Raw genomic sequence first — 22,498 nt, 5'->3', positions numbered from 1 at the left:
GGATAAAAACGATGTCAGATAGCAAAATCCTGCTTGCAGTTAACGGCACGCTAATGCGTGGCCTGAAGCTAAACCCCAACATGCTGGCAGTTAATGCCGAATTCGTTCGTGAGGATAAAACGGCCCCCTGCTACCGCTGTTGGAGCATCAACGACGATCATCCCGGAATGATTCGTTCACCGGATAACGGCGCAAACATCGCGCTGGAAATCTGGGCGGTTCCTCCTGCCGGACTGGGGAATATTCTGCAAAAAGAACCTGCCGGACTCTGTATCGGCAAAGTGTTACTGGACGACGGTAGTGAAGTGTTGGGCGTTCTGGCGGAATCCTGGCTGGTTGAAGGCCAGCCGGAGATCACCGACCTCGGCGGTTGGCGGGCATACACCGGTCACCACATGACTGAATAACTTCAGGAGAAGGATTATGGAGCAAGGAAAACTCACATTTCGTCCACGGCTATGGGTGACGGGCGATCTCAACGCTTTTTTCGGACTCTTTACCAACGTATTACTGAACGTACTGGTCCTGTCAGGCCTCGCGCTGTACGTCGCGCAAATCCCGGCGACCACCGTTTATGGCCGCATCCTACCAGCGTTAGGTATCGCGCTGCCGCTGGGTAATCTGTTTTACGCCTGGCTTGCCTGGCGGATGGCAAAACGCGAGGGTCGCGACACGGTGACCGCCCTGCCATACGGGCCAAGTGTGCCGCACATGTTCATTGTGGTGTTCGTTGTCATGCTGCCAACGCTGCTTATCCATAAAGACTGGATGCTGGCGTGGAAGCTCGGGCTTATCTGGGCGATGATTGTCGGCCTTATTGTGCTGGCAGGCGTGCTGGTTGGCCCGGCGATTCGTAAATATACGCCGCGCGCCGCAATGCTCGGGACGCTGGCGGGGATTGCGATTGCGTTTATCGCCATGCGCCCGGCGTATCAGATGTTTGATACCGCCTGGATTGGCATTGTCTGCTTCGCCATTATCCTGCTCAACTGGGTCGGTAACGTGCGGCTGCCGTTCGGTCTGCCGGGTGGGCTGGCGGTAGTTCTGGTGGGCTGCCTGCTGGGCTGGGGCGCGACCTGGCTTGGCTTTAGCGACATTATGAATCCGGCGGAAGTCAAAGAGGCGGCGGGCCGTTTCTCGCTCTATTTACCCACGCTTTCTACTGATGTCTTTAACGTCCCGATGAGCCTGGTCTGGCCGCTGCTGGTGACGGCGATCCCGTTAGGGATTTTCAACTTTACCGAAATCCTCAATAACGTCGAATCCGCGGCGGTAGGGGGCGACAGCTACAACCTGCGCGCGGTACTGGCGGCTGACGGGCTGGGTGCGATTGTCGGCGCATTGTTGGGTTCGCCGTTTCCACCTGCGGTTTATATCGGTCATCCGGGCTGGAAAGCGATGGGCGGGCGTATTGGTTATTCGCTGGCAACCGGTGTTTGTATGGCAATCGTCTGCTTCCTGGGCCTCACCGCGCTGCTGCTCTCCATCATCCCACTGGTGGCGATCGTACCTATTCTGCTGTTTATCGGTCTGGTCATTGGCGCTCAGGCGTTCCAGGTTTCGCCGAAACGCCACGCTCCAGCGATCGTGTTGGCGCTGGTACCGAATATCGCCGAATGGGCGAAAACCCAGGTCGATGGCGCACTGGCGGCAGCCGGCGCGAATACCGTCAATCTCCCGGCGGACGTCGTCAATACGATGGCCAACAACGGCGTGCTGTATCACGGTATGGCAACCACCGGGGGCGGTGCGGTGTTGGCGGGGTTAATGATGGGTGCGATTGCCGCGTTCATTATCGACCGGCGCTTTAACTGGGCGGCGCTTTATGCCGCGGCGGCTACGGTGTTATCGTTCTTCGGCTTTATTCACGGTCATCAGATGGCGCTCAACGCTTCGCCCACGGTGACGTTTGGCTATGGCGTCGCAACATTGTTCCTGACCTTTATGGCCTGGCGACAGGTTAGGGAAGAAGGAAAAGTCGACTGGTCGCCGATTGATAACGGCGATGAAGTGGTGCATTAAGTCGCTCTCAGGAACTTCCCGGCTTGCGGCGTAAACGCCTTAGCCGGGCTACTAAACTCGCAGAACGCACGGACCTGTAGCCCGGGCAAGGCGCGTCGAGCGCCGCCCCCGGGATGAAGCCACGCGCAGACATCTGGTCCGCCACATTTCCCGGAGGCGATGCTACGCATCTGTCCGGGCTACCAAACCGCTGACGGCTGTGAACCCGTAGCCCTCCACTGGGGGAGTCTGCACCTTATTCGGTCAGCTCAGCGGCTTCTCGCCGTTTTGATCCTGATCGACGGCAAAGCAGGCCACCAGTTGGCCGCCGTAGTCCTTCAGCTGCGGCTGGAGCTGGGTGCATGGGCCGAAGCGACGACGGCAGCGGGCGTTAAACGCGCAGCCCGGAGGCGGATTCAGCGGGCTTGGCAGCTCGCCGGTCAGCTTGATACGCTCGCGGCGATCGTCCGGATTCAGGCGCGGCGTTGCCGACAGCAGCGCCTGAGTATACGGATGCTGCGGGTTATTGAAGATTTGGTCCTTCGACCCTTTCTCTACGCAGCGGCCTAAATACATCACCATCACTTCGTCAGCAATATGCTCCACCACCGACAGGTCGTGGGAGATAAAGACGTAAGAAAGCCCCAGCTCCTGCTGTAAATCCATCATCAGGTTCAGCACCTGCGCGCGTACTGACACGTCCAGCGCGGAGACCGGTTCGTCGGCGATCACCACGTCCGGGTCAAGCATCAGGCCGCGGGCAATGGCAATACGCTGACGCTGGCCGCCGGAGAACATATGCGGATAGCGGTCGTAGTGTTCCGTTTTCAGGCCCACTTTGGCCATCATCGCCAGCGCTTTCTCACGGCGCTGCTCTTTGCTTAAGCTGGTGTTAATCTGCAGCGGCTCCTCCAGAATCTGCCCCACCTTTTTACGCGGGTTCAGCGAACCGTACGGGTTCTGGAACACAATCTGGATTTTCTGCCGACGCAGTTTTTGTGCGTGCGGGTCATGCTTAAGCAGGTCCTGCCCCTGGTAGTAAAGCTCGCCGCCGGTGGGGATTTCAATCATCGTCAACAGGCGACCGAGCGTTGACTTACCGCAGCCGGATTCACCCACGACCGCCAGCGTTTTGCCGCGTTCAAGGGTAAACGAAACGCCATCCAGCGCTTTCACCAGGCGTTCCGGAGCGAACAGCCCCTTCTTCACCGGGTAGTATTTTTTCAGATCGGTGGCCAGCAACAGAGGCTGTTGCGTGGTGGCCTCATGCGTACTCATAATCCAGGCCTCCCGGCATCATCAAGTGGGTAGTGGCATTTCGACTGACGGCCGTCATTAAGCAGGTTCAGTTCAGGCTCCTCACTGCGGCATTTATCGGTCGCATAGGGGCAGCGCGGGTTGAGCAGACAACCGTTCGGGCGGTCATATTTCCCCGGAACCACCCCCGGCAGCGAGGCCAGACGCGCCTTATCCTGAGCGAACTCAGGCAGCGCACGCAGCAGCGCCTGGGTGTACGGATGACGCGGCGCGCGGAAGATATCCTTCGCGTCGCCGGTTTCCACTACCTGACCGGCGTACATCACAATAATTTTGTGCGCCGCTTCGGCTACCAGCGCCAGATCGTGAGTGATCAGGATCAGCGCCATGTTCTCTTTCTGCTGGAGTTCAAGCAGTAGCTCGATGATCTGCGCCTGGATAGTTACATCCAGCGCCGTCGTGGGCTCATCGGCAATTAGCAACTTTGGCCGACAAGCAATCGCCATCGCAATCATCACGCGCTGGCTCATGCCACCGGAAAGCTGATGCGGATAGACGTCGAGACGCGAAGCCGGGTCGGGTATCCCCACCAGCGTCAGCAGGTCAATTGCCCGCTGAATACGCGTCTTTTTATTGCCGCCCTGATGCACCTTAATGGCTTCCATAATCTGGTAACCCACGGTGTAGCACGGGTTGAGGCTGGTCATTGGGTCCTGGAAGATCATCGCCACTTCCGCGCCCACCAGTTGGCGACGCTCTTTTTCGGAAATGCGCTTCAGGTCGCGACCGTTAAACTCCAGCTTTTCAGCCATCACGCGGCCGGGATAGTCAATCAGTCCCATAATCGCCAGCGAGCTGACCGATTTACCCGAACCAGACTCACCGACAATGCCAACCACTTCACCCTGATTCACGCTGTAGCTCACGCGGTCTACGGCGCGGAACGGTGCCTTTTCGTCGCCGAAATGCACCGATAATTTATCTATATTCAATAACGCCATCTCGAACCTCTTACTGCTTCAGTTTGGGATCGAGCGCGTCACGCAGACCGTCACCCATCAGGTTAAATGCCAGCACCGTCAGCAGGATCGCGACACCCGGGAAGGTAACGACCCACCAGGCGCTCTGCGCGAACTGCAACACGTCGGAGAGCATGGTGCCCCACTCCGGTGTCGGCGGCTGCGCACCCATGCCAAGGAAGCCAAGAGCGGCCATATCGAGAATGGCGTTAGAGAAGCCCAGCGACGCCTGAACAATCAGCGGCGCAAGACAGTTAGGAAGAATATTGACGAACATCTGGCGCATCGCACCGGCCCCCGCCACGCGAGATGCGGTGACGTAGTCGCGGTTCACTTCCACCAGCACCGCAGCGCGGGTCAGACGGACGTAGTGCGGCAAGGCGACAAAGGTCAACGCTATCGACGCATTGACGATCGAGGGGCCAAAAATGGCCACCAGCACCAGCGCGAGCAGCAGGCTCGGCAGCGCCAGCATGATATCGACAACGCGCATGATGATTGAGTCAAGCACGCCGCCGAAATAGCCTGCGACCAGACCGAGCACCACGCCAAGGATCAGCGACAGTACCACCACCAGACAGCCAACCAGCAGCGACAGACGCGCACCGTACATTAAGCGTGAAAGGATATCGCGGCCAACGTCATCAGTACCGAGCAGGTGGGAGAAGCTCCCGCCATCCATCCAGGCCGGGGGGGCCAGCAGCGTATCGCGGAACTGATCCGCTGGATTGTAAGGCGCAATGAAGTTGGCAAATACGGCGATAAAAATCATCACCGCCACGTAGACCAGGCCAATAACGGCGCCTTTGTTGCGTTTAAAATAGTGCCAGAACTCCTGCAAAGGGGTCATTGGCACCGGTGCGGCGACAACTTTATTTTCAGTAACTTGTGACATGATGGCCCCTTACTTCTTATGCCGAATACGCGGGTTCACCACGCCGTACAACAGGTCTACCAGCAGGTTGACGAGGATAATCATCGTCGCCACCAGAAGCACCCCGCCCTGCACAACCGGATAATCGCGGCGCTGGAGCGCGTCAATCAGCCAGCGGCCAAGACCCGGCCAGGAGAAGATGGTTTCGGTCAGGATTGCGCCCGCCAGCAGCGTGCCTACCTGTAGACCGATAACCGTCACCACCGGCAGCATGGCGTTACGCAGAGCATGAATGATGATCACCCGCATACGCGTCAGCCCTTTGGCGCGCGCGGTACGGATATAATCCTCACCCAGCACTTCCAGCATTGATGAACGGGTCATACGCACAATCACCGCCAGCGGGATGGTGCCCAGCACCACGGCAGGCAGGATCATATGCATCAATGCATCGATAAAGTCCCCCGGCTCGCCCCAAATCGCGGTATCTATCAGCATAAAGCCGGTTAACGGTAGGGTATCGTCGAGGAACACGGTGTCGCTGACGCGCCCGGAGACCGGCGTCAGGTTCCAATGCACGGAGACCAGCATAATCAGCATCATGCCCCACCAGAAGATAGGCATGGAGTAGCCGGTCAGCGCGAGGCCTACGGAGGTGTGGTCGAAGATAGAACCGCGTTTGACCGCAGCCAGCACACCAACCGGGATCCCAACGGCGACGGCGAAAATCATCGCGCAGACGCCCAGCTCCATGGTGGCCTTAAAGCGCGGCACAAACTCTTCCCATACGGGAATGCGGCTTTTCAGCGAGATGCCTAAATCGCCATGCATCACGCCCCAAACATAGTGGGCGTACTGCTGCCACATCGGCTTATCAAGGCCCATTTCGGCCAGTAGCTGCGCGTGACGTTCAGGGGAAATACCACGTTCGCCCGCCATAATCAGCACCGGGTCACCGGGGATCATATGGACGAAGGCAAAAGTGAGAAGGGTAATACCGATAAATGTTGGGATGACAAGTCCCAAACGTCGGAGAATGAACTGCAACATAACCCGGATTCTCTCTAGTAACGACCCGCCTGGTGACAGGACGTCTGTATTGCTCACAAAAGTAAACACCCTCTCCCCGTTAGGGGGAGGGTAAGAGTGAGGGGGCAGCTTTTCCACCCTCACCCCGGCCCTCTCCCTCAAGGGAGAGGGGGACGTATTGCTTATTATTCGATAGAGACGTTATCGAAGTGGTGTTTACCTAATGGATCAACCACATAGCCTTTGACTTCTTTGCGCACTGGCTCATAAACGGTGGAGTGAGCGACGATCAGCGCCGGGGCCTGGTCATGCATCACCACCTGAGCCTGCTTGTACAGCTCAATGCGTTTGTTGTGGTCGTCAGTAGCGCGAGCCGGTTGAATCAGGTCTTCAAACGGCTTGTAGCACCAGCGAGAGTAGTTAGAACCATCTTTCGCCGCAGCGCAGCTGAACAGGGTAGCGAAGAAGTTATCCGGATCCCCATTATCACCGGTCCAGCCCATCATAACGGTCTGGTGCTCGCCGGCTTTCGCGCGCTTCAGGTATTCGCCCCACTCGAAGGTGACAATTTTGGCTTTGACGCCAACTTTGGCCCAGTCAGCCTGAATCATCTCAGCCATACGGCGCGCGTTCGGGTTGTACGGACGCTGTACCGGCATCGCCCACAGGTCAATGCTGAAGCCTTGCTCCAGGCCCGCCTCTTTCAGCAGTGCTTTCGCTTTCTCTGGATCGTAGGTGTAATCTTTAACGTCGTCGTTATAGCCCCACATGGTCGGCGGGATCAGGTTCTTCGCAGACTGGCCCGCGCCCTGATAAACGGCTTTGATGATCGCTTCTTTGTTCACCGCGTAGGTCAGCGCCTGGCGAACTTTCACCTCATCCAGCGGTTTCTTCTCGGTGTTGAAGGAGAGGTAACCGACGTTCAGACCCGGCTGCTCCAGCAGATTAATGTTTTTATCTTCCTTCATGCGCGCGATGTCTGCCGGGTTCGGGTACGGCATCACCTGGCACTCGTTTTTCTGCAGTTTTGCGTAGCGCACGGAAGCATCAGGGGTGATGGAGAAGACCAGACGATCGATCTGCGGTTTGGTGCCCCAGTAGCCCGGGAAGGCTTTATAGAGAATACGGGAGTCTTTTTGATATTGCAGCAGCTGGAATGGGCCGGTACCGATTGGGTTCAGATCCACTTTCTCCGGCGTACCGGCTTTCAGCATGTTGTCGGCATACTCTTTTGACAGAATAGAGGCGAAGTCCATAGCGAGGTCAGCGAGGAACGGGGATTCCGGACGAGTCAGCACGAACTGGACGGTATTATCGTCCACTTTCTTCACTTCGCTAATCAGGTCGGAAAGGCCCATGCCTTCAAAGTATTCATAGCTGCCGCCAGACACTTTATGGTACGGGTTATTGACATTTTTTTGTCTGTCGAACGAGAAGACAACGTCATCGGCGTTCAGCGCGCGAGTCGGTTTAAAATCTTTATTATCCTGCCACTTCACGTCTTTACGCAGATGGAAGGTATAAGTTTTACCGTCTTCGCTGACTTCCCATTTCTCGGCCAGGCCCGGAATAACTTCCGTGGTACCGGTTTTGAATTCAACCAGGCGGTTATAAATCGGCACTGAGCTGGCGTCATAGGTGGTGCCAGAGGTGAAGAGCTGCGGGTTAAAGCCTTCCGGCGAGCCTTCTGAACAATAAACCAGGGTCTTCGCTTGTACGCTTGCTGCGACGGTCATGGCAACCAGGCTCAGACCAAGCTTCAGCATCCCTGACCTTTTCAAGGAAATACTCATTATTCTGCTCCAAATGTGATGTTGTTTGCATTGCATATATCCGCCAGACCTTTATTTATGTTTTACCCGGTCCGGTCGGTGGTGCTCGAAAGCGTTGAGAGAGATGGGGATTCCTTTCGCAAAAACGACTGAGTTGCAGTACGGATTCTCCATGAAATGCCCCTCATGCCCTACAATCTGTCAACAGAATGGGTAAACGTCAATACAGCCAACCTGGTTTTACATCCGGGGTGAGAATCGGCGGGCAAAGATTAAAAAAAGTGCACAGCCCTATTTCCAGCAGAGAAATTTATGCTAGCGGCTAATAGACAGAATAAATCCCTTAATATTTTTCGAGATGTAGTGATAAGCAATTATGGGAAATGGTAAAAATTTCTTGCGATGTGACCAATATGTGAGCGATAAATAGCGCGAACGTTAAAACGCACAGCGGAAAATGCTGAAGTTATCCATAAGCTTCGCGAAAAAAGATTGATGTATATATAAAAAAATACAATGGAAGATGTCACAAAATAGCGAATTGGCGGCAGGAAATGGTGATGGGCGAGTTTTCTTACAGTCTGGTGCGATCGATATCTTCCCGGAGGTGGTGCTACGCACCTGTACGGGCTACCGGCCCGTAGACGACAGTGAACCCGTAGCCCGGGCAGGCGCAGCGCGAGCCGGGAATTTAGCGGGGCTATAGATGCAAAAAAGCCTGCTCGTTGAGCAGGCTTTTCGAATTTGGTCGGTGATAGAGGATTCGAACCTCCGACCCCTTCGTCCCGAACGAAGTGCGCTACCAGGCTGCGCCAATCACCGAATGCGGGGCGCATCTTACTGCTGAGATGCAAACCCGTCAATGCCTTATTATGAAAAAGTCACTCAAGCGGCGAGAAACTCACCACTGTGTTAATCCTTTTTCTTCGCCGCTGCGTCAGGAACATGACACCAGTTGTTGTACTGGTTTATCCCGCCATCCGGTGAGGTGTAACCAAGACAACCCATGATGGTGTCATACAGCTCAACGTGACGACGCGGTACCTTCATCGCCGCCTGCTGTTTCAGGCGCGCAAAAGAAGCCGCATGGTCAGGCGATTCCAGATACTTATCCGACATCCACACCAGCATCGGCACACGGAACTGCTCCGGCGGCGCCATCTTGCGCGGCGTACCGTGCAGGTGCTCACGCTCGTTGATGGACTCACCGTGGTCAGCCGCGTAGAAAACAATCGCTTTCTTATCCCGCAGTTGGTCCAGCACGCTGACGATAAAGTGATCGACATAGGTCACGCTGTTATCGTACGAATTAATCAGCTCAGCCTTCGAACACTTGTTATCAACGCCCACGCATTCCGGCTGCCATTGGGCAAAACTGCGCGGATATCGCTGGGTGTAGTTAAAGTGCGAACCTTTGGTATGCAGAATAATCAGGTGTTTACCGTTGGGGTTTTTCAGCAACCCGCGCTTCATTTCATCCACCAGCAGCATGTCGTCAACGCTCTTGCCGCGGTTACGCGGTTCGGCGCCAATCTGCTCGCGATAGGCAATGTTGTTAGCCATCGTGTTGCTGTAGAACCACATCTCGCTCTGCATGGCATACAGATCGCCGGTAAAACCGAGCTGATGCAGGACCGCGAACACGTTTTGTTCTTTCAGCGTCCGCTGTGGATTATCATCCGCCCCGCCCTGACGCACAAACATGCAGCGCAGCGACAGCTTCGTGGCGGTATCGCAGGAGTAGCCGCGGAAGGCGGCCAGGTTTTTCTCCTGCGCCAGCTTCGGCGTGGTGTTCCGGTTATAACCCAGAATGCCCATATGATCCCAGCGGGTGGTTTCGCCGATGATAAACACCACATAGGTATCATCCAGCCCTTCAGGTGCAACGTAGGTGAATTTCTTTGCCGGGTTAATCAGGGATTTATTATCTGAAGACTCATCGACCTGCGCCCAGGCATACAACCCCAGCGCCGAAAGCCAGTTAGACGGCAGATAGGAGTTGGCCACCACCCCGCCGTAGCTTGGCAGATCAACCTCTGAGCTACGTTCAAAGTTCTTCTGACGAACTTCCAGCAGGCGAATGGGTCCCCAGACCATCAGACCGGCCAGCACCACGATGGTAATATTCTTCATCCGCTGACCAGGCGTGCGAATTTGCCGTAACAGCGTGAAGCGGCAGCGGTTACTCCAGATAAGCAGCAGCGGCAGCGCGCTCATCAGTACCAGCCAGAGAATCAGATGCCAGCCGATGACCTCTCTGGACAAGTCGATGTCCGTGGTCATCACCGACGCAATGATCCCGTAGCCAATCACAACGTTCAGGAAGGTCATGTAATAACTGGCGGCGGCAGAGAATATAACGACTAAGGTTGCAAGGATGCGCCAGATACGGCGTCCAAATAGCGACAAAATACGCAGCAGGAAGAAGGTGACCAGTGCGGTACCGACCAATTCTACTGCACCTGAGAGTCCTTTCCAGATGGTAAATTCCTGAGCGTAACCTTCGAAGCGACGGAAGAATACGGCAGCGTTCATAAACCAGCCGATGTACAGCGCCAGCCAGATACTGAGCTTCAGCTGCGTCATCGTTTTAATGTATTTCATGCAAAAAACCTGGAAAACGAAGAGATAAAACCGCCCGACTTAAGCGATATAAGTAAGCAGGTTAATAAAGTGCGTTTAGCTTGGTTATAAGAAACCTCTACAAAGCGCGCTAAGTAGACCACAGCAGAAGGAAAAAGTATCAGGAGGGAATGTGATCCAACCAAACATTTACAAAACATTTGGTTGGATAGGCACTATTTGCTTAGGTGATTAATCATGAATACGACGAGGCCCCACTTCAGGCATGGGCCTCGCGGTAAACCTCGCTTTTCGGCTGGCGAATGGTGGTAGAAAGCGCCAGAGAAAGAATCAGCAGCGCGAAGATAACGCAAAAGGTCACATAGAAACCGCCGAACAGGGAAGCAATCAGCGAACCACAAATACTACCAATACCAAAGCCCAGATAAATCACACCGTAGTTTTTCGCCAGGTTATTCAGGCCAAAGAACTCGCTAATCAGTGATGGGAACACGGTAATCGTCCCGCCGAAATTGAAAGCGACACAGGCAATGGCGGCGAAGAAAGTGGTAGCGTTAAGCGGTGCGAACAGCAGCGCGGCCATACCGATGAGCGATACAACCTGGCCGATGGTAATCACCCGGATACGCGAGATTTTATCTGACAGAATACCCAGCACCAGACGACCGCTAAGGTTGGCAATGGAAATCACGGTGACCGCATTTGCTGCCGTCGTGATATCAAGATGCACCATCCCCTGAGCAATATCTTTCGCCACGCCAATCACATACAGGCCGCTCATACAGGCAGTCAGGAACATCACCGCCAACATCCAGTACTGTGGTTTACGCATCGATTCGGCAAGAGTGAAGTCATTTTCAACAACACCATTGCTTGCGGTGGCGGTATGGTTTGGTGCGTCAGTCATCAGCGTCGCGCCAAAGACAATCATCACCAGCACAATAGCGCCCCAGATGATAAAGGTTTTCTCAAGACCGACCGTCGCCAGCAGGTGGGTATCAATAAATTTAAAACCGAGGCTGCCGAGGCCATAAGAACCGATAGAGAAAGCCGAAATCAGCCCCTTACGTTCCGGAAACCATTTGACGCAGTTCGACAGCGTCAGCAGATAACCTGCGCCGTCCGCCAGCCCCACCAGCAGGCCCGCGCTCAGCCACAGCATCATCAGGCTATTCGAGTGAGCGGTAAGGAAGAAACCGAGGCCCAGCAGAACGCCGGAAGCCATGGTGACGCGTTTGACGCCAAAACGTTCCTGTAATTTGCCCGCAACGGATGAGGAGAGCGCCAGGCCGAGGCTTAACAGACCAAATGAGAACGCCACCTGACTCACCGGTTCATCTAGCTTGGCGGAAAGAGAACTATTGAACAAACTCCATGTATAAACCGATCCCAGCGCGAATTGCGTAATGATGGTGCCGAGCAGCGTAAGCCAGCGGGTGTATTGGCGGTTTGCAGCGTTCATAGCAGTTGTCCTGAAGAATTAACTGCCGCCACAATAACGAAGTCCCCGGTAAACCTGGGGGAAAAAGGCATGAGCTGCCGTCACCACGGAATGAAATGCATTAAAGACGGAATGAATGACATTGAAAAACATTCACGCCTTAAATAATTTCCAAAAAGTTAGTACCTGCTATCGCAGGAAGGTGCTTCATTCCTGTGATTGATAAGTTAAATAATTGCATCATACATGATGCGGATAAATTAAAAATTGGCGCTCACCCCCATCAGATAGAGATAATTCGCCCCGGTGGGCAAATTATCCGCCTGCGACAGCGCCGCCCAGGCGGCAAGATGGGAGTTGAGCGACATATCCGCACCGAAGGTCACATCTCGCCAAGCTCCTTCCTGCGTGCGATTCGCGCCCACAGGATCGGCTGAGAGCGTCTGGTTATAGCTCACCTGCGCCCACGGGTGAACCCCCCATAGTTCCTGATAATCGACCCGCCAGCCCAGCGTATTCACGTAGCCAGTTCCGGTAGCATTACGGGAATCGGGTGGCGACGTCAGATCGCTACGTAAACTGGCCACCGGGCCGGAGGTGATACCGTTTGCCACGGCGAAGTTCCAGCCAACGCTCATGCCATGTACGTTATCTGGTGGCGATACCGCCTGATTGAACGCCAGGCCAGCAGGATCGTCGGACGCATTTATCCGCTCCGCAAGGATATCTTCGTAGCGCGGTTGGTGATCGCTATCCCATGTATAGCGTTCCGGAGTATTACTTTTTGTATCGATAGCGATATATTCCTGTTGCCAGGCATTCGCTCCGGCAACACACGACGCCCAGACGGATACGCACGCCGGGATGATAAACCCCCGGAGGCCATTGCATTTCTTTATTATCATTAATGCGACTCCAAAAAGAGCCGAAACGGCAAGGTTGCTGTGTTTTTTTATGGGGGTGTCTTATCCCTGTGTTGGCAATAATAACCCTGTATTAACTATTATCTTTATCTTTCAGCCGTCAAGGTGAACAGATAACTTTTATGACAAAAGGGAGAGACAGATGGAACGTTGCGGATGGGTAAGTCAGGATCCTTTATACATTCAGTACCACGATAGCGAGTGGGGCGTTGCCGAAAAGAACCCTGCACGGCTGTTTGAAATGATTTGCCTTGAGGGTCAGCAGGCAGGGCTGTCGTGGATAACGGTGCTGAAAAAGCGTGAAAACTATCGCCGTGCCTTTCACCAGTTCGACCCGGTTCGCGTAGCGGCCATGGATGAGGCGGATATTGAACTCCTGGTTCTTGATGCCGGCATTATTCGCCACCGCGGGAAAATTCAGGCCATCATCGGCAACGCCCGTGCTTTTCTGGCGATGGAAAAAAATGGCGAGCCTTTCGCAGATTTTGTCTGGTCGTTCGTCGACAATCATCCTCAGATCACCGCAGCGGCAACGCTGGCGGAAATCCCGACCACCACTCTAGCTTCTGACGCTTTGTCGAAAGCGCTGAAAAAGCGGGGTTTTAAATTTGTCGGTTCGACTATCTGCTACTCCTTTATGCAGGCCTGTGGCCTGGTCAACGACCATGTTACCGGCTGCTTCTGTCACCCCGGAGGTCAGGATGATCCGCAACTGGGACGCTAACGATACTGGCCCGCTAATCGAATTATGGCTGGAAAGCACTATTTATGCGCATCCGTTTATCGCCGAGAGCTACTGGCATGACAGCATCGCGATAGTGCGGGATGTGTATCTTCCCGCCGCCTGCACTTGGGGTTGGGAGCAGGACGGCGTGCTAAAGGGCTTTATCAGCGTGATGGAGTCGCGCTTTATCGGCGCGTTGTTCGTCGCGCCGGATGCCGCCAGGCAGGGCATCGGCAGCGCGTTGATCAATGAAGTCAAAAAGCACTACGACTGGCTAAGCCTTGAGGTATACCAAAAAAACGTCCGGGCGGTGAATTTCTACCATGCACAGGGCTTTCGCATTGAAGACTGCGCATGGCAGGATGAAACCCAGCATCCGACCTGGATTATGCATTGGTCGGCGGATCAAATGCCGTCAGCGTAAGCTCGGGTCCGGTATATTTTTCCAGCCAGGCCAGCGCCGTATTTCCGGCGCAGCCGTTGCCCAGTCGCGACGTTGGAATATCTTTAGTCAGCACGTTTACCGCGCCGTTTTTGCAGATGCCCGCCTGGGCGTCGAGATCCGGCCATGCCCCCTCATGCAAGCAAATGACGCCAGGACGGATGCCGTCGGTCACCACCGCCCCGGCCAGTACCTGACCGCGCGAATTCCACACCCGCACTACGTCCCCATCAGCGATATTACGCGCCTGCGCATCCTGCGGGTGAAGCGTTAGCGGTTCACGGCCCGCCACCGCGTACTGCTCGCGCAGCGAGGTATGATTGAGCTGGCTGTGAAGGCGATGCGCCGGATGCGCTGACAGCACCTGTAGCTGACCTTCCTGCGCGTTGCCGTGCCACTCATCCGGCTCCAGCCACATGGGATGCGGCGGGCAATCCGGATAAGCAAAACCGGCGATAGTCGAGGAGTGAATCTCAATTTTGCCACTGGCGGTCTTCAGCGGATTCGCCTGCGGATCGGCCCTAAAGGCGGCAAAGCGGGCGAAACGCGCATTTTCCGGGCTTTCCGGCATCTCAATGAACTGATTCGCCTGCCAGAACTGCGTGAACGGCGGCAGCGTCACCTGCTGCCCAGCCCCGCGCTGGGCGGCAATCTGGTAGAAAGTTTCCAGCCACTGCACATCGTTTTTACCTTCGGTAAAGCGCTCACGACCTCCCTCTTCCCAGCGTTCGCTGAGGTCGGCAAACACATCGAAATCATCGCGCGCTTCATCGCGCGGCGCGACCACCCGCTTCATCGGCACCAGATGCTGGTTGCTGTAATCGCCAGTCATGGTCATATCGTTGCGTTCAAAGGAGGTGGTGGCGGGCAACACGATGTCGGCATGGCGCGCCGCCGCGGTCCAGAAGCATTCGGAAATCACGATAAGCTCCGGCTTCTGCCAGGCGCGAATCAGTCGATTGGTATCCTGATGATGGGTAAAGTTGGCACCGCCCGCCCACCAGATAAAACGAATATCCGGGAAGCTGCGCTCCATACCGTTGTGCTGATAAGCCGCGCCGGGGTTTTCCAGCGCCTCGACGATGCGGGCGACCGGAATTTTTTCTACCGCATCGGTGCCGCCCGCCACGCTACCCTGCATTGAAGCCAGCACCGCAGCGCGGCGCGTGGGGTTGCCACCATTGGCAAAATGGTAGGAAAGGCCAAAGCCCCCGCCCTCGGTGCCAATTTGCCCGAGCATCGCCGCCAACGTCACCAGCATCCAGTGTTTCTGCTCACCAAACTGCTGACGCTGCATCCCCCAGCCGGACATCAGCATAGCCGTATTTTCGTGGAATAATTTTGCCAGTTCGCGAATTTTATCCGCACTAACGCCGCAGATCGCCGCCGCCCACTCTGCCGTTTTTGGCGTCTCGTCGCTTTCACCGTTCAGATAGCGGGCAAAAACGTCGTAGCCGCTGGTACAGCGGGCCAAAAACGCATCATCCTGCCAGCCGTTTTCCACCAGCGTATGGGCGATGCCTAGCATCAACGCAACGTCGGTGCCCATGTGCGGGGCGATCCACTCCGCCGCGTCGCCAAAGAACTCCGCCGTTTCCGATCGCATCGGATCGATGCAGATCACTCGTTTCCCGCTCTGGCGCAATTGGTCGAACCATGGGATCCCCTGCTCATCGGAGGCATTCCAGGCAATTTTTAGCGTATTCAGCGGGTTGGCGCTCCACAGCACTACCACATCGCTATGCTCAAGTACCATCGGCCAGCTGGTCTGCTGCTGATAAACCTCATTGCCACCTACCACATACGGCATGATCGCCTGCGCCGCGCCGGTGGAATAATCTCCCAGATGCCCGGTATAGCCGCCCGCCAGGCTCATATAACGCTGAAGCAACGTCGCCGCTTTGTGCAGCACGCCGTTGGAACGCCAGCCGTAGGAACCCGCAAAGATGGACTCGGGGCCATAGTTGTCACGAATACGTTGGTGCTGAGCGTGAATCAAATCCAGCGCATGTTCCCAGCTCACCCGCACGAACTCATCCTGACCGCGCACACCCTGCGGGCTTTCCGGCGAGGCGAGAAATCCCTTACGTACCATTGGATAACGCACGCGAGTTTTGCTGTGCACCTGATCGCGCACGGCGGTTTGCAGCGAGTTAGCGAAAGGCGTATTGAGCGCCCCGCGCGAGGAGAGGACGTTTTCGCCATCCGTTTCAACCAGCATTGGCCCCCAGTGGGCTGCGGTGAGGATGGTTTTGGTGGCAGATGAGGTTGGCAAAGCAGGCTCCTGGTCAGCGATAGCAGGTGTGGTGACGGTCTGTTATTCGGCCGTTCAATGTTATTTACAAATTGAGATGCTCTCTGCGGAATTTTCTCCGTCTTCGGGCGTCATAATCAACCGTCACGGTCGCTGTGGCAAAGAATAAAAAAGATTAAGGAAATAAGATGAAAAAACGCGTACTCATGATTGCGGCTATCGTTAGCGGCACACTGGTCATCTCAGGCTGTACCACCAACCCTTACACCGGCGAGCGCGAGGCGGGTAAATCCGGCATCGGCGCAGGTGTCGGTTCGTTAGTCGGCGCGGGTATTGGCGCACTCTCCTCCTCAAAACATGACCGTGGCAAAGGCGCGCTGATCGGCGCGGCGGCAGGGGCTGCGCTCGGTGGCGGTATCGGCTACTACATGGACGTGCAGGAAGCGAAACTGCGCGAAAAAATGCAGGGAACCGGGGTGAGCGTGACGCGAAATGGCGACAACATCGTGCTGAATATGCCAAGCAATGTGACCTTTGATAGCAGCAGCGCCAACCTGAAACCAGCGGGTGCTAATACCCTGACCGGGGTGGCGATGGTGCTGAAAGAGTACGAGAAAACTGCCGTCAACGTCGTTGGCTACACCGACAGCACCGGCAGCCAGGAGCTGAATATGCGTCTCTCCCAGCAGCGTGCCGACAGCGTCGCCAGCTCGCTTATCACCCAGGGCGTGGCGGCAAACCGCATCCGCACCACCGGCATGGGTCCGGCTAATCCGGTCGCCAGCAATAGCACCGCAGAAGGTAAGGCGCAGAACCGTCGCGTCGAGATCACCCTTAGCCCGTTGCAGTAACTCCCCTTTGCCCGGTACTCGCCGGGCAAAATGCTTGATATAGCGGATTTTCGCGCTAAGGTGTGTGCAGATTTCAGCAAAGGAAGCCACCATGGCGAAAGCGGCGCGAGCAACCATCAGCGATGTGGCGAAAGCCGCAAAGACCGGCAAAACCAGCATTTCACGCTATCTGAACGGCGAAAAGCATCTGCTTTCCGACGATCTGTTAGGGCGAATTGAAAAAGCGATTGCCGAGCTCGATTACCGTCCTAGTCTGATGGCCCGCGGCCTGAAGCATGGCCGCACCCGGCTGATTGGTCTGATCATCGCTGATATCACCAACCCCTACTCCGTCAACGTGCTCAGCGGCATAGAAGCCGCCTGTCGCGAAAAAGGCTTTACCCTGCTGGTGTGTAACACCAATAACGAGCTGGACCAGGAGCTGCACTATCTCGACCTGCTGCGCAGCTACCAGGTGGAGGGGATTGTGGTCAATGCGGTCGGGATGCGTGAAGACGGTCTAAACCGGCTACAGCAGTCGGCGCTGCCGATGGTGCTTATCGACCGCAAAATTCCTGAGTTCGCCTGTGATGTCGTCGGTCTCGATAATACCCAGGCCGCCACCACCGCCACCGAACATCTGGTGGAAAAAGGCTTCGAAGCCTTACTGTTCCTCAGCGAACCGCTCGGCTCGGTAAACACTCGCCGCGAGCGCCTGAGCGCTTTTCGCAACACGCTCCAGCACCATGCTGGCATCATCGCGGAAAATGCCGAAGTCCCGCTCAACGACGGTGCGATGCTGGATAACGTCCTACGCCATTTCCACTCCCACCATCGCGGAATGCGCAAAGCGGTGATTTCCGCCAACGGCGCGCTGACCCTGCAAGTTGCGCGCTCTCTTAAGCGTATTGGCCTGATTTGGGGTAGCGATATCGGCCTGCTGGGCTTCGATGAGCTGGAGTGGGCCGAGCTGGCGGGCGTGGGGATTACCACCCTCAAGCAGCCAACCTGGCAGATTGGCTTCGCCGCCGTTGAGCAGGTGGTGCGCCGCATTGCGGGCAGCAATGACCCGGTCTGTGAACGGGTGTTTTCCGGTGAGCTGATCGTCAGAGGCTCTACCTCCCGCTAACGATCCTTCGTGATGGCGATCATAAATTGAACATCTTAACCTTTGCTTTGGAACCGATACCATCTAGCGTAATAAACAACGCATTAGATAATCGCCGGGAGTGTTGGGATGGCCAGAAAAATTATTGTCGTAACCGCCGCGTACGGGAATGACCACGTTAAGGCGCTGGGTGGACAGTCCGCCGTACTACCGTTTATCGCCGGTTCCGGTGCGGACGGCGTGGAAATTCGCCGCGAACTGTTTAGCGCTGATGAACTGAACCACCTGCCAGAACTGGCCGCAGACATTGAGCATCGCGGCCTGCTGGCCTGTTACTCCGCACCAGAGGCCTTGTTTGCCGCTGACGGCTCGCTCAATCCGCATCTCTCTGGCTTTTTACAGGAAGCGCAGACCCTTAACGCGCTGTGGCTAAAGCTCTCGCTGGGCCACTTTCGTCACCACAATGATCTGGAAACCCTGCGCGATATTCTGCAGGAGAGCGGAATGGCGCTGGTGGTGGAAAACGATCAGACCGACTGCGGCCAGCTGGCGCCGATGCAGCGCTTCAAAGCCGCCTGCCGGGTTAATCAGCTGCCGATCACTCTCACCTTTGATATGGGCAACTGGCTGTGGGTCGGCGATTCGCCGGAAGAAGCCGCACGCCAGCTGGCCCCCGCGGTCAGCTATATCCACGTTAAGGCAGCGGAACCGCACCATTCGCACTTTCGTGCCGTGCCGCCGGACGAAGCGTCCGACCGCTGGCTGGCGCTGCTCGACAATCTGCCCGCCGATGCTCCACGCGGGATTGAATTTCCGCTGACTGGCCATGACCTGACGGCCGTGACCCGCCGCTACGTCAACCTGTTACGCGAGGATTAAGTTATGCAAAAAACGTTAGATGTCATCACCATAGGCGAAGCCATGGCGATGTTTGTCGCTACCGAAACCGGCGAACTGGCTGAAGTAGAGCACTTTATGAAACGCGTCGCGGGCGCAGAGTTGAACGTCGCTACCGGCCTGGCCCGCCTGGGCTTAAGCGTCGGCTGGGTGAGCCGCGTCGGCGAGGATAGCTTTGGTCGCTTCGTCCTCAACGCGCTGGCGAAAGAGGGGATCGATGCACGTGGCGTGAGCAAAGATGGCCGCTACGCTACCGGTTTTCAGCTGAAATCTAAAGTTGAAAATGGAACCGATCCCATTGTGGAATATTTCCGCAAAGGTTCCGCCGCCAGCCATCTTTCACCGGATGATTTTAACGAAGCCTATTTCGCCAGCGCTCGTCACCTGCACTTAAGCGGTGTAGCCGCCGCGCTGTCGGAAAGCTCGTACGCCCTGCTGGATCACGCGGCCCGTACCATGAAGGCTCAGGGAAAAACCCTCTCATTCGACCCCAATCTGCGTCCGACGCTGTGGAAAAGCGAAGCCGAGATGGTGGAAAAACTGAACCAGCTTGCTTTTCAGGCCGACTGGGTTCTTCCCGGCTTAAAAGAGGGGATGATTCTGACCGGTCAGCAGACGCCGGAAGCCATCGCGGACTTCTATCTCACCCGCGGCGTACGCACGGTAGTGATTAAGACCGGCTCTGATGGCGCCTGGTATAAAACCGCCGATGGCGAACAAGGAGCCGTGGCGGCGATAAAAGTGGATAACGTCGTCGATACCGTCGGCGCGGGCGATGGTTTTGCCGTCGGGGTGATTAGCGCCCTGCTGGAGGGCCAGCCGCTGCGCCAGGCGGTACAACGCGGTAATAAAATTGGTTCGCTGGCCATCCAGGTCCAGGGGGACAGTGAAGGATTACCCACCCGCGAGGCGCTGGGCGAATAATCCGGTTCAGCACAATGTCATAGCCGTCCTGTACCCTACATGCAGCGCGGCGTAACGCACCTTATCGATGATGAGTGTCACCTCACTAACAGAGGCAAGCCTATGAAAAGCTCGACGAACGCAACAAAACGCTGGTGGTACATCATGCCTATCGTGTTTATCACGTATAGCCTGGCGTACCTCGACCGCGCCAACTTTAGCTTCGCTTCGGCGGCCGGTATTACTGAAGACTTAGGCATTACCAAGGGCGTCTCCTCCCTGCTGGGGGCGCTGTTCTTCCTTGGCTACTTTTTCTTCCAGATCCCCGGCGCCATTTATGCGGAACGCCGCAGCGTGCGCAAACTGATTTTTATCTGCCTGATTCTGTGGGGCGGCTGCGCCTCGCTGACCGGGATGGTGCACAACATTCCCGCGCTGGCGGCGATCCGCTTTATTCTTGGCGTCGTGGAGGCGGCCGTGATGCCGGCGATGCTGATTTACATCAGCAACTGGTTTACTAAATCCGAACGTTCGCGGGCCAATACCTTCCTGATCCTCGGCAATCCGGTCACGGTACTGTGGATGTCGGTGGTTTCCGGCTATCTGATTCAGGCCTTAGGCTGGCGTGAAATGTTTATCATCGAAGGTGTCCCGGCGATCCTTTGGGCTTTCTGCTGGTGGGTGCTGGTGAAGGATAAACCATCCCAGGTGAACTGGCTGGCCGAAAGCGAGAAAGCTGCTCTGCAGGAACAACTGGAACACGAACAGCAGGGTATTAAAGCCGTACGTAACTACAAAGAAGCCTTTCGCTCACGCAACGTTGTTCTGCTGTGCATGCAGTACTTTGCCTGGAGCATCGGGGTTTACGGCTTCGTTCTGTGGCTGCCGTCGATTATCCGCAGCGGCGGCGAAAATATGGGCATGGTCGAGGTTGGCTGGCTCTCATCCGTTCCTTACCTGGCAGCGACTATCGCGATGATCGTTGTCTCATGGGCATCCGATAAAATGCAGAACCGTAAGCTGTTCGTCTGGCCGCTGTTGCTGATTGCCGCCTTTGCTTTTATGGGGTCCTGGGCCGTTGGCAGCGATCATTTCTGGGTGTCTTATATTCTGCTGGTTATTGCCGGTGCGGCGATGTACGCCCCTTACGGGCCTTTCTTCGCCATCATCCCTGAGATGCTGCCGCGCAACGTTGCTGGCGGCGCGATGGCGCTAATCAACAGCATGGGTGCACTCGGTTCCTTCTTCGGTTCATGGTTTGTGGGCTATCTTAACGGCACCACCGGCAGCCCTTCGGCCTCGTACATTTTTATGGGAGTGGCGCTTTTCGTCTCGGTATGGCTTACTTTGATTGTTAAGCCTGCTAATAATCAAACCCTTCCGCTTGGCGCACGTCACGCCTGAACCTTTAACACAACGGAGATCCGCATGAAGCCGTCAGTTATTCTCTACAAAACGCTTCCCGACGACCTGCAACAGCGTCTGGAACAACACTTTACCGTCACTCAGGTCAAAAACCTGAGTCCGGAGACCGTTTCGCAGCACGCCTCGGCGTTCGCTGAAGCGGTAGGTCTGCTGGGTTCCAGCGAAAAAGTCGATACCGCGTTACTGGAGAAAATGCCCAAACTTCGTGCGACCTCAACCATCTCCGTCGGCTACGACAACTTCGACGTCGATGCGCTGAATGCCCATAAGGTGCTGTTGATGCACACCCCGACCGTGCTGACCGAAACCGTCGCCGATACCGTAATGGCGCTGGTGTTAAGCACCGCGCGTCGGGTGGTTGAAGTTGCTAATCGCGTGAAGGCCGGAGAGTGGACCAAAAGCATCGGCCCGGACTGGTTTGGCAACGATGTGCATCACAAAACCCTTGGGATCGTCGGCATGGGTCGTATCGGGATGGCGCTCGCCCAGCGTGCGCATGCGGGCTTCGGCATGCCGATTCTCTATAACGCTCGCCGTCAGCACCCACAGGCGGAAGAGCGCTTTAACGCCCGCTATTGCGATCTCGACACCCTGTTACAGGAAGCGGATTTTGTCTGCCTGATCCTGCCGTTGACCGAAGAAACCCATCACCTGTTTGGTAAAGAGCAGTTTGCCAAAATGAAATCTTCCGCCATCTTTATCAACGCCGGACGCGGTCCGGTGGTTGACGAGAAAGCGCTGATTACCGCCCTACAGGAAGGTGAAATTTATGCCGCCGGGCTGGATGTGTTTGAACAAGAGCCGCTGGCGAAAGACTCCCCGCTGTTAAGCCTGCCGAACGTCGTCGCGGTGCCGCATATTGGCTCAGCAACGCATGAGACTCGCTATAACATGGCGGCCTGCGCAGTGGATAATCTGATTGATGCCCTGAACGGCAAAGTCGAGAAGAACTGCGTGAATCCGCAGGTGAAGTGAGAAAAGAAAACCCGGGCCAGGGTCAAGCCGTGCCCGGGTTG

At 55.9% G+C, this 22,498-nt stretch carries 19 protein-coding genes and 1 tRNA gene; 10 read left to right on the top strand and 10 right to left on the bottom strand.

Annotated elements, in window-relative coordinates; genetic code table 11:
• Window positions 1-11 precede the first annotated feature (11 nt).
• Both AC07P6_RS01315 and AC07P6_RS01310 read left to right on the top strand, forming a co-directional pair.
• Window positions 12-407, top strand: coding sequence for an allophanate hydrolase-related protein (locus AC07P6_RS01315; protein WP_142513401.1), 396 nt, complete (start codon window positions 12-14; stop codon window positions 405-407).
• A 16-nt stretch (window positions 408-423) separates the two neighbouring features.
• On the top strand, window positions 424-2,022 hold the full coding sequence (locus tag AC07P6_RS01310) for a regulator (protein ID WP_110276229.1): 1,599 nt from the start codon (window positions 424-426) through the stop codon (window positions 2,020-2,022).
• A gap of 243 nt (window positions 2,023-2,265) precedes the next feature.
• Here the strand turns inward: AC07P6_RS01310 and dppF are convergent, their stop codons facing one another.
• The 9 genes from dppF to AC07P6_RS01265 all read right to left on the bottom strand — a co-directional run bounded on the left by dppF (window position 2,266) and on the right by AC07P6_RS01265 (window position 12,881).
• A complete protein-coding gene (dppF, locus tag AC07P6_RS01305; RefSeq protein ID WP_142513403.1) occupies window positions 2,266-3,279 on the bottom strand; it encodes a dipeptide ABC transporter ATP-binding subunit DppF in 1,014 nt (337 codons plus the stop codon).
• Window positions 3,276-4,259: a dipeptide ABC transporter ATP-binding protein gene (gene dppD, locus AC07P6_RS01300; RefSeq protein WP_110276231.1), complete on the bottom strand. Its 984-nt coding sequence runs from the start codon at window positions 4,257-4,259 to the stop codon at window positions 3,276-3,278. Before dppD ends, dppF begins: the two co-directional genes overlap by 4 nt.
• Before the next feature lie 10 nt (window positions 4,260-4,269).
• Complete coding sequence (gene dppC, locus AC07P6_RS01295) at window positions 4,270-5,172, bottom strand: dipeptide ABC transporter permease DppC (RefSeq protein ID WP_304254079.1); 903 nt, start codon at window positions 5,170-5,172, stop codon at window positions 4,270-4,272.
• Window positions 5,173-5,181: 9 nt separating this feature from the next.
• Window positions 5,182-6,201, bottom strand: a complete 1,020-nt coding sequence (gene dppB, locus AC07P6_RS01290; protein WP_182235254.1) for a dipeptide ABC transporter permease DppB — start codon at window positions 6,199-6,201, stop codon at window positions 5,182-5,184.
• A 164-nt stretch (window positions 6,202-6,365) separates the two neighbouring features.
• Complete coding sequence (dppA, locus tag AC07P6_RS01285) at window positions 6,366-7,973, bottom strand: dipeptide ABC transporter periplasmic-binding protein DppA (RefSeq protein ID WP_304254080.1); 1,608 nt, start codon at window positions 7,971-7,973, stop codon at window positions 6,366-6,368.
• 724 nt (window positions 7,974-8,697) lie between these two features.
• Window positions 8,698-8,774, bottom strand: a tRNA-Pro gene (locus AC07P6_RS01280).
• A gap of 90 nt (window positions 8,775-8,864) precedes the next feature.
• A complete protein-coding gene (gene eptB / locus AC07P6_RS01275) occupies window positions 8,865-10,556 on the bottom strand; it encodes a kdo(2)-lipid A phosphoethanolamine 7''-transferase (RefSeq protein ID WP_478315486.1) in 1,692 nt (563 codons plus the stop codon).
• 238 nt (window positions 10,557-10,794) lie between these two features.
• Window positions 10,795-11,997, bottom strand: coding sequence for an L-lactate MFS transporter (locus AC07P6_RS01270; RefSeq protein WP_181484508.1), 1,203 nt, complete (start codon window positions 11,995-11,997; stop codon window positions 10,795-10,797).
• A 239-nt stretch (window positions 11,998-12,236) separates the two neighbouring features.
• Entirely contained in the window at window positions 12,237-12,881 is a 645-nt protein-coding gene (locus AC07P6_RS01265) for an autotransporter outer membrane beta-barrel domain-containing protein (RefSeq protein ID WP_182235257.1), read from the bottom strand.
• Between the two features lie 160 nt (window positions 12,882-13,041).
• Between AC07P6_RS01265 and tag the strand changes: the two genes are divergently transcribed.
• Together tag and AC07P6_RS01255 are read left to right on the top strand one after the other, a co-directional pair.
• Window positions 13,042-13,623, top strand: a complete 582-nt coding sequence (tag, locus tag AC07P6_RS01260) for a DNA-3-methyladenine glycosylase I (RefSeq protein WP_478315485.1) — start codon at window positions 13,042-13,044, stop codon at window positions 13,621-13,623.
• Window positions 13,601-14,047, top strand: a complete 447-nt coding sequence (locus AC07P6_RS01255; RefSeq protein ID WP_112215985.1) for an N-acetyltransferase — start codon at window positions 13,601-13,603, stop codon at window positions 14,045-14,047. The genes tag and AC07P6_RS01255 overlap by 23 nt, the downstream gene beginning before the upstream one ends.
• Here AC07P6_RS01255 and AC07P6_RS01250 read toward each other — a convergent pair.
• Window positions 14,010-16,340, bottom strand: a complete 2,331-nt coding sequence (locus AC07P6_RS01250) for a molybdopterin guanine dinucleotide-containing S/N-oxide reductase (RefSeq protein ID WP_478315484.1) — start codon at window positions 16,338-16,340, stop codon at window positions 14,010-14,012. The genes AC07P6_RS01255 and AC07P6_RS01250 overlap by 38 nt on opposite strands.
• A 167-nt stretch (window positions 16,341-16,507) precedes the next feature.
• Here AC07P6_RS01250 and AC07P6_RS01245 point away from each other — a divergent pair, with 167 nt between their 5' ends.
• From AC07P6_RS01245 to ghrB, 6 genes are all read left to right on the top strand, one after another.
• Entirely contained in the window at window positions 16,508-17,170 is a 663-nt protein-coding gene (locus AC07P6_RS01245; protein ID WP_304254085.1) for an OmpA family lipoprotein, read from the top strand.
• A 91-nt stretch (window positions 17,171-17,261) separates the two neighbouring features.
• Window positions 17,262-18,278 (top strand): LacI family DNA-binding transcriptional regulator, encoded by a 1,017-nt coding sequence (locus tag AC07P6_RS01240; protein WP_110276242.1) that lies wholly within the window; start codon window positions 17,262-17,264, stop codon window positions 18,276-18,278.
• 108 nt (window positions 18,279-18,386) lie between these two features.
• Complete coding sequence (locus AC07P6_RS01235) at window positions 18,387-19,136, top strand: sugar phosphate isomerase/epimerase family protein (RefSeq protein ID WP_478315483.1); 750 nt, start codon at window positions 18,387-18,389, stop codon at window positions 19,134-19,136.
• 3 nt (window positions 19,137-19,139) lie between these two features.
• Window positions 19,140-20,078, top strand: a complete 939-nt coding sequence (locus AC07P6_RS01230; RefSeq protein WP_478315482.1) for a sugar kinase — start codon at window positions 19,140-19,142, stop codon at window positions 20,076-20,078.
• 102 nt (window positions 20,079-20,180) lie between these two features.
• Window positions 20,181-21,461 carry an MFS transporter gene (locus AC07P6_RS01225; RefSeq protein ID WP_182235264.1) on the top strand — a complete coding sequence of 427 codons (1,281 nt, stop codon included), beginning with the start codon at window positions 20,181-20,183 and terminating at the stop codon, window positions 21,459-21,461.
• A 24-nt stretch (window positions 21,462-21,485) separates the two neighbouring features.
• Entirely contained in the window at window positions 21,486-22,457 is a 972-nt protein-coding gene (gene ghrB, locus AC07P6_RS01220) for a glyoxylate/hydroxypyruvate reductase GhrB (protein WP_112215978.1), read from the top strand.
• Window positions 22,458-22,498 lie beyond the last annotated feature (41 nt).

The organism is Klebsiella sp. GFKo11 (assembly GCF_056490265.1).
Note: the sequence above shows the minus strand (reverse complement) of the source record. Positions and strands in the feature narration are given on the sequence as shown.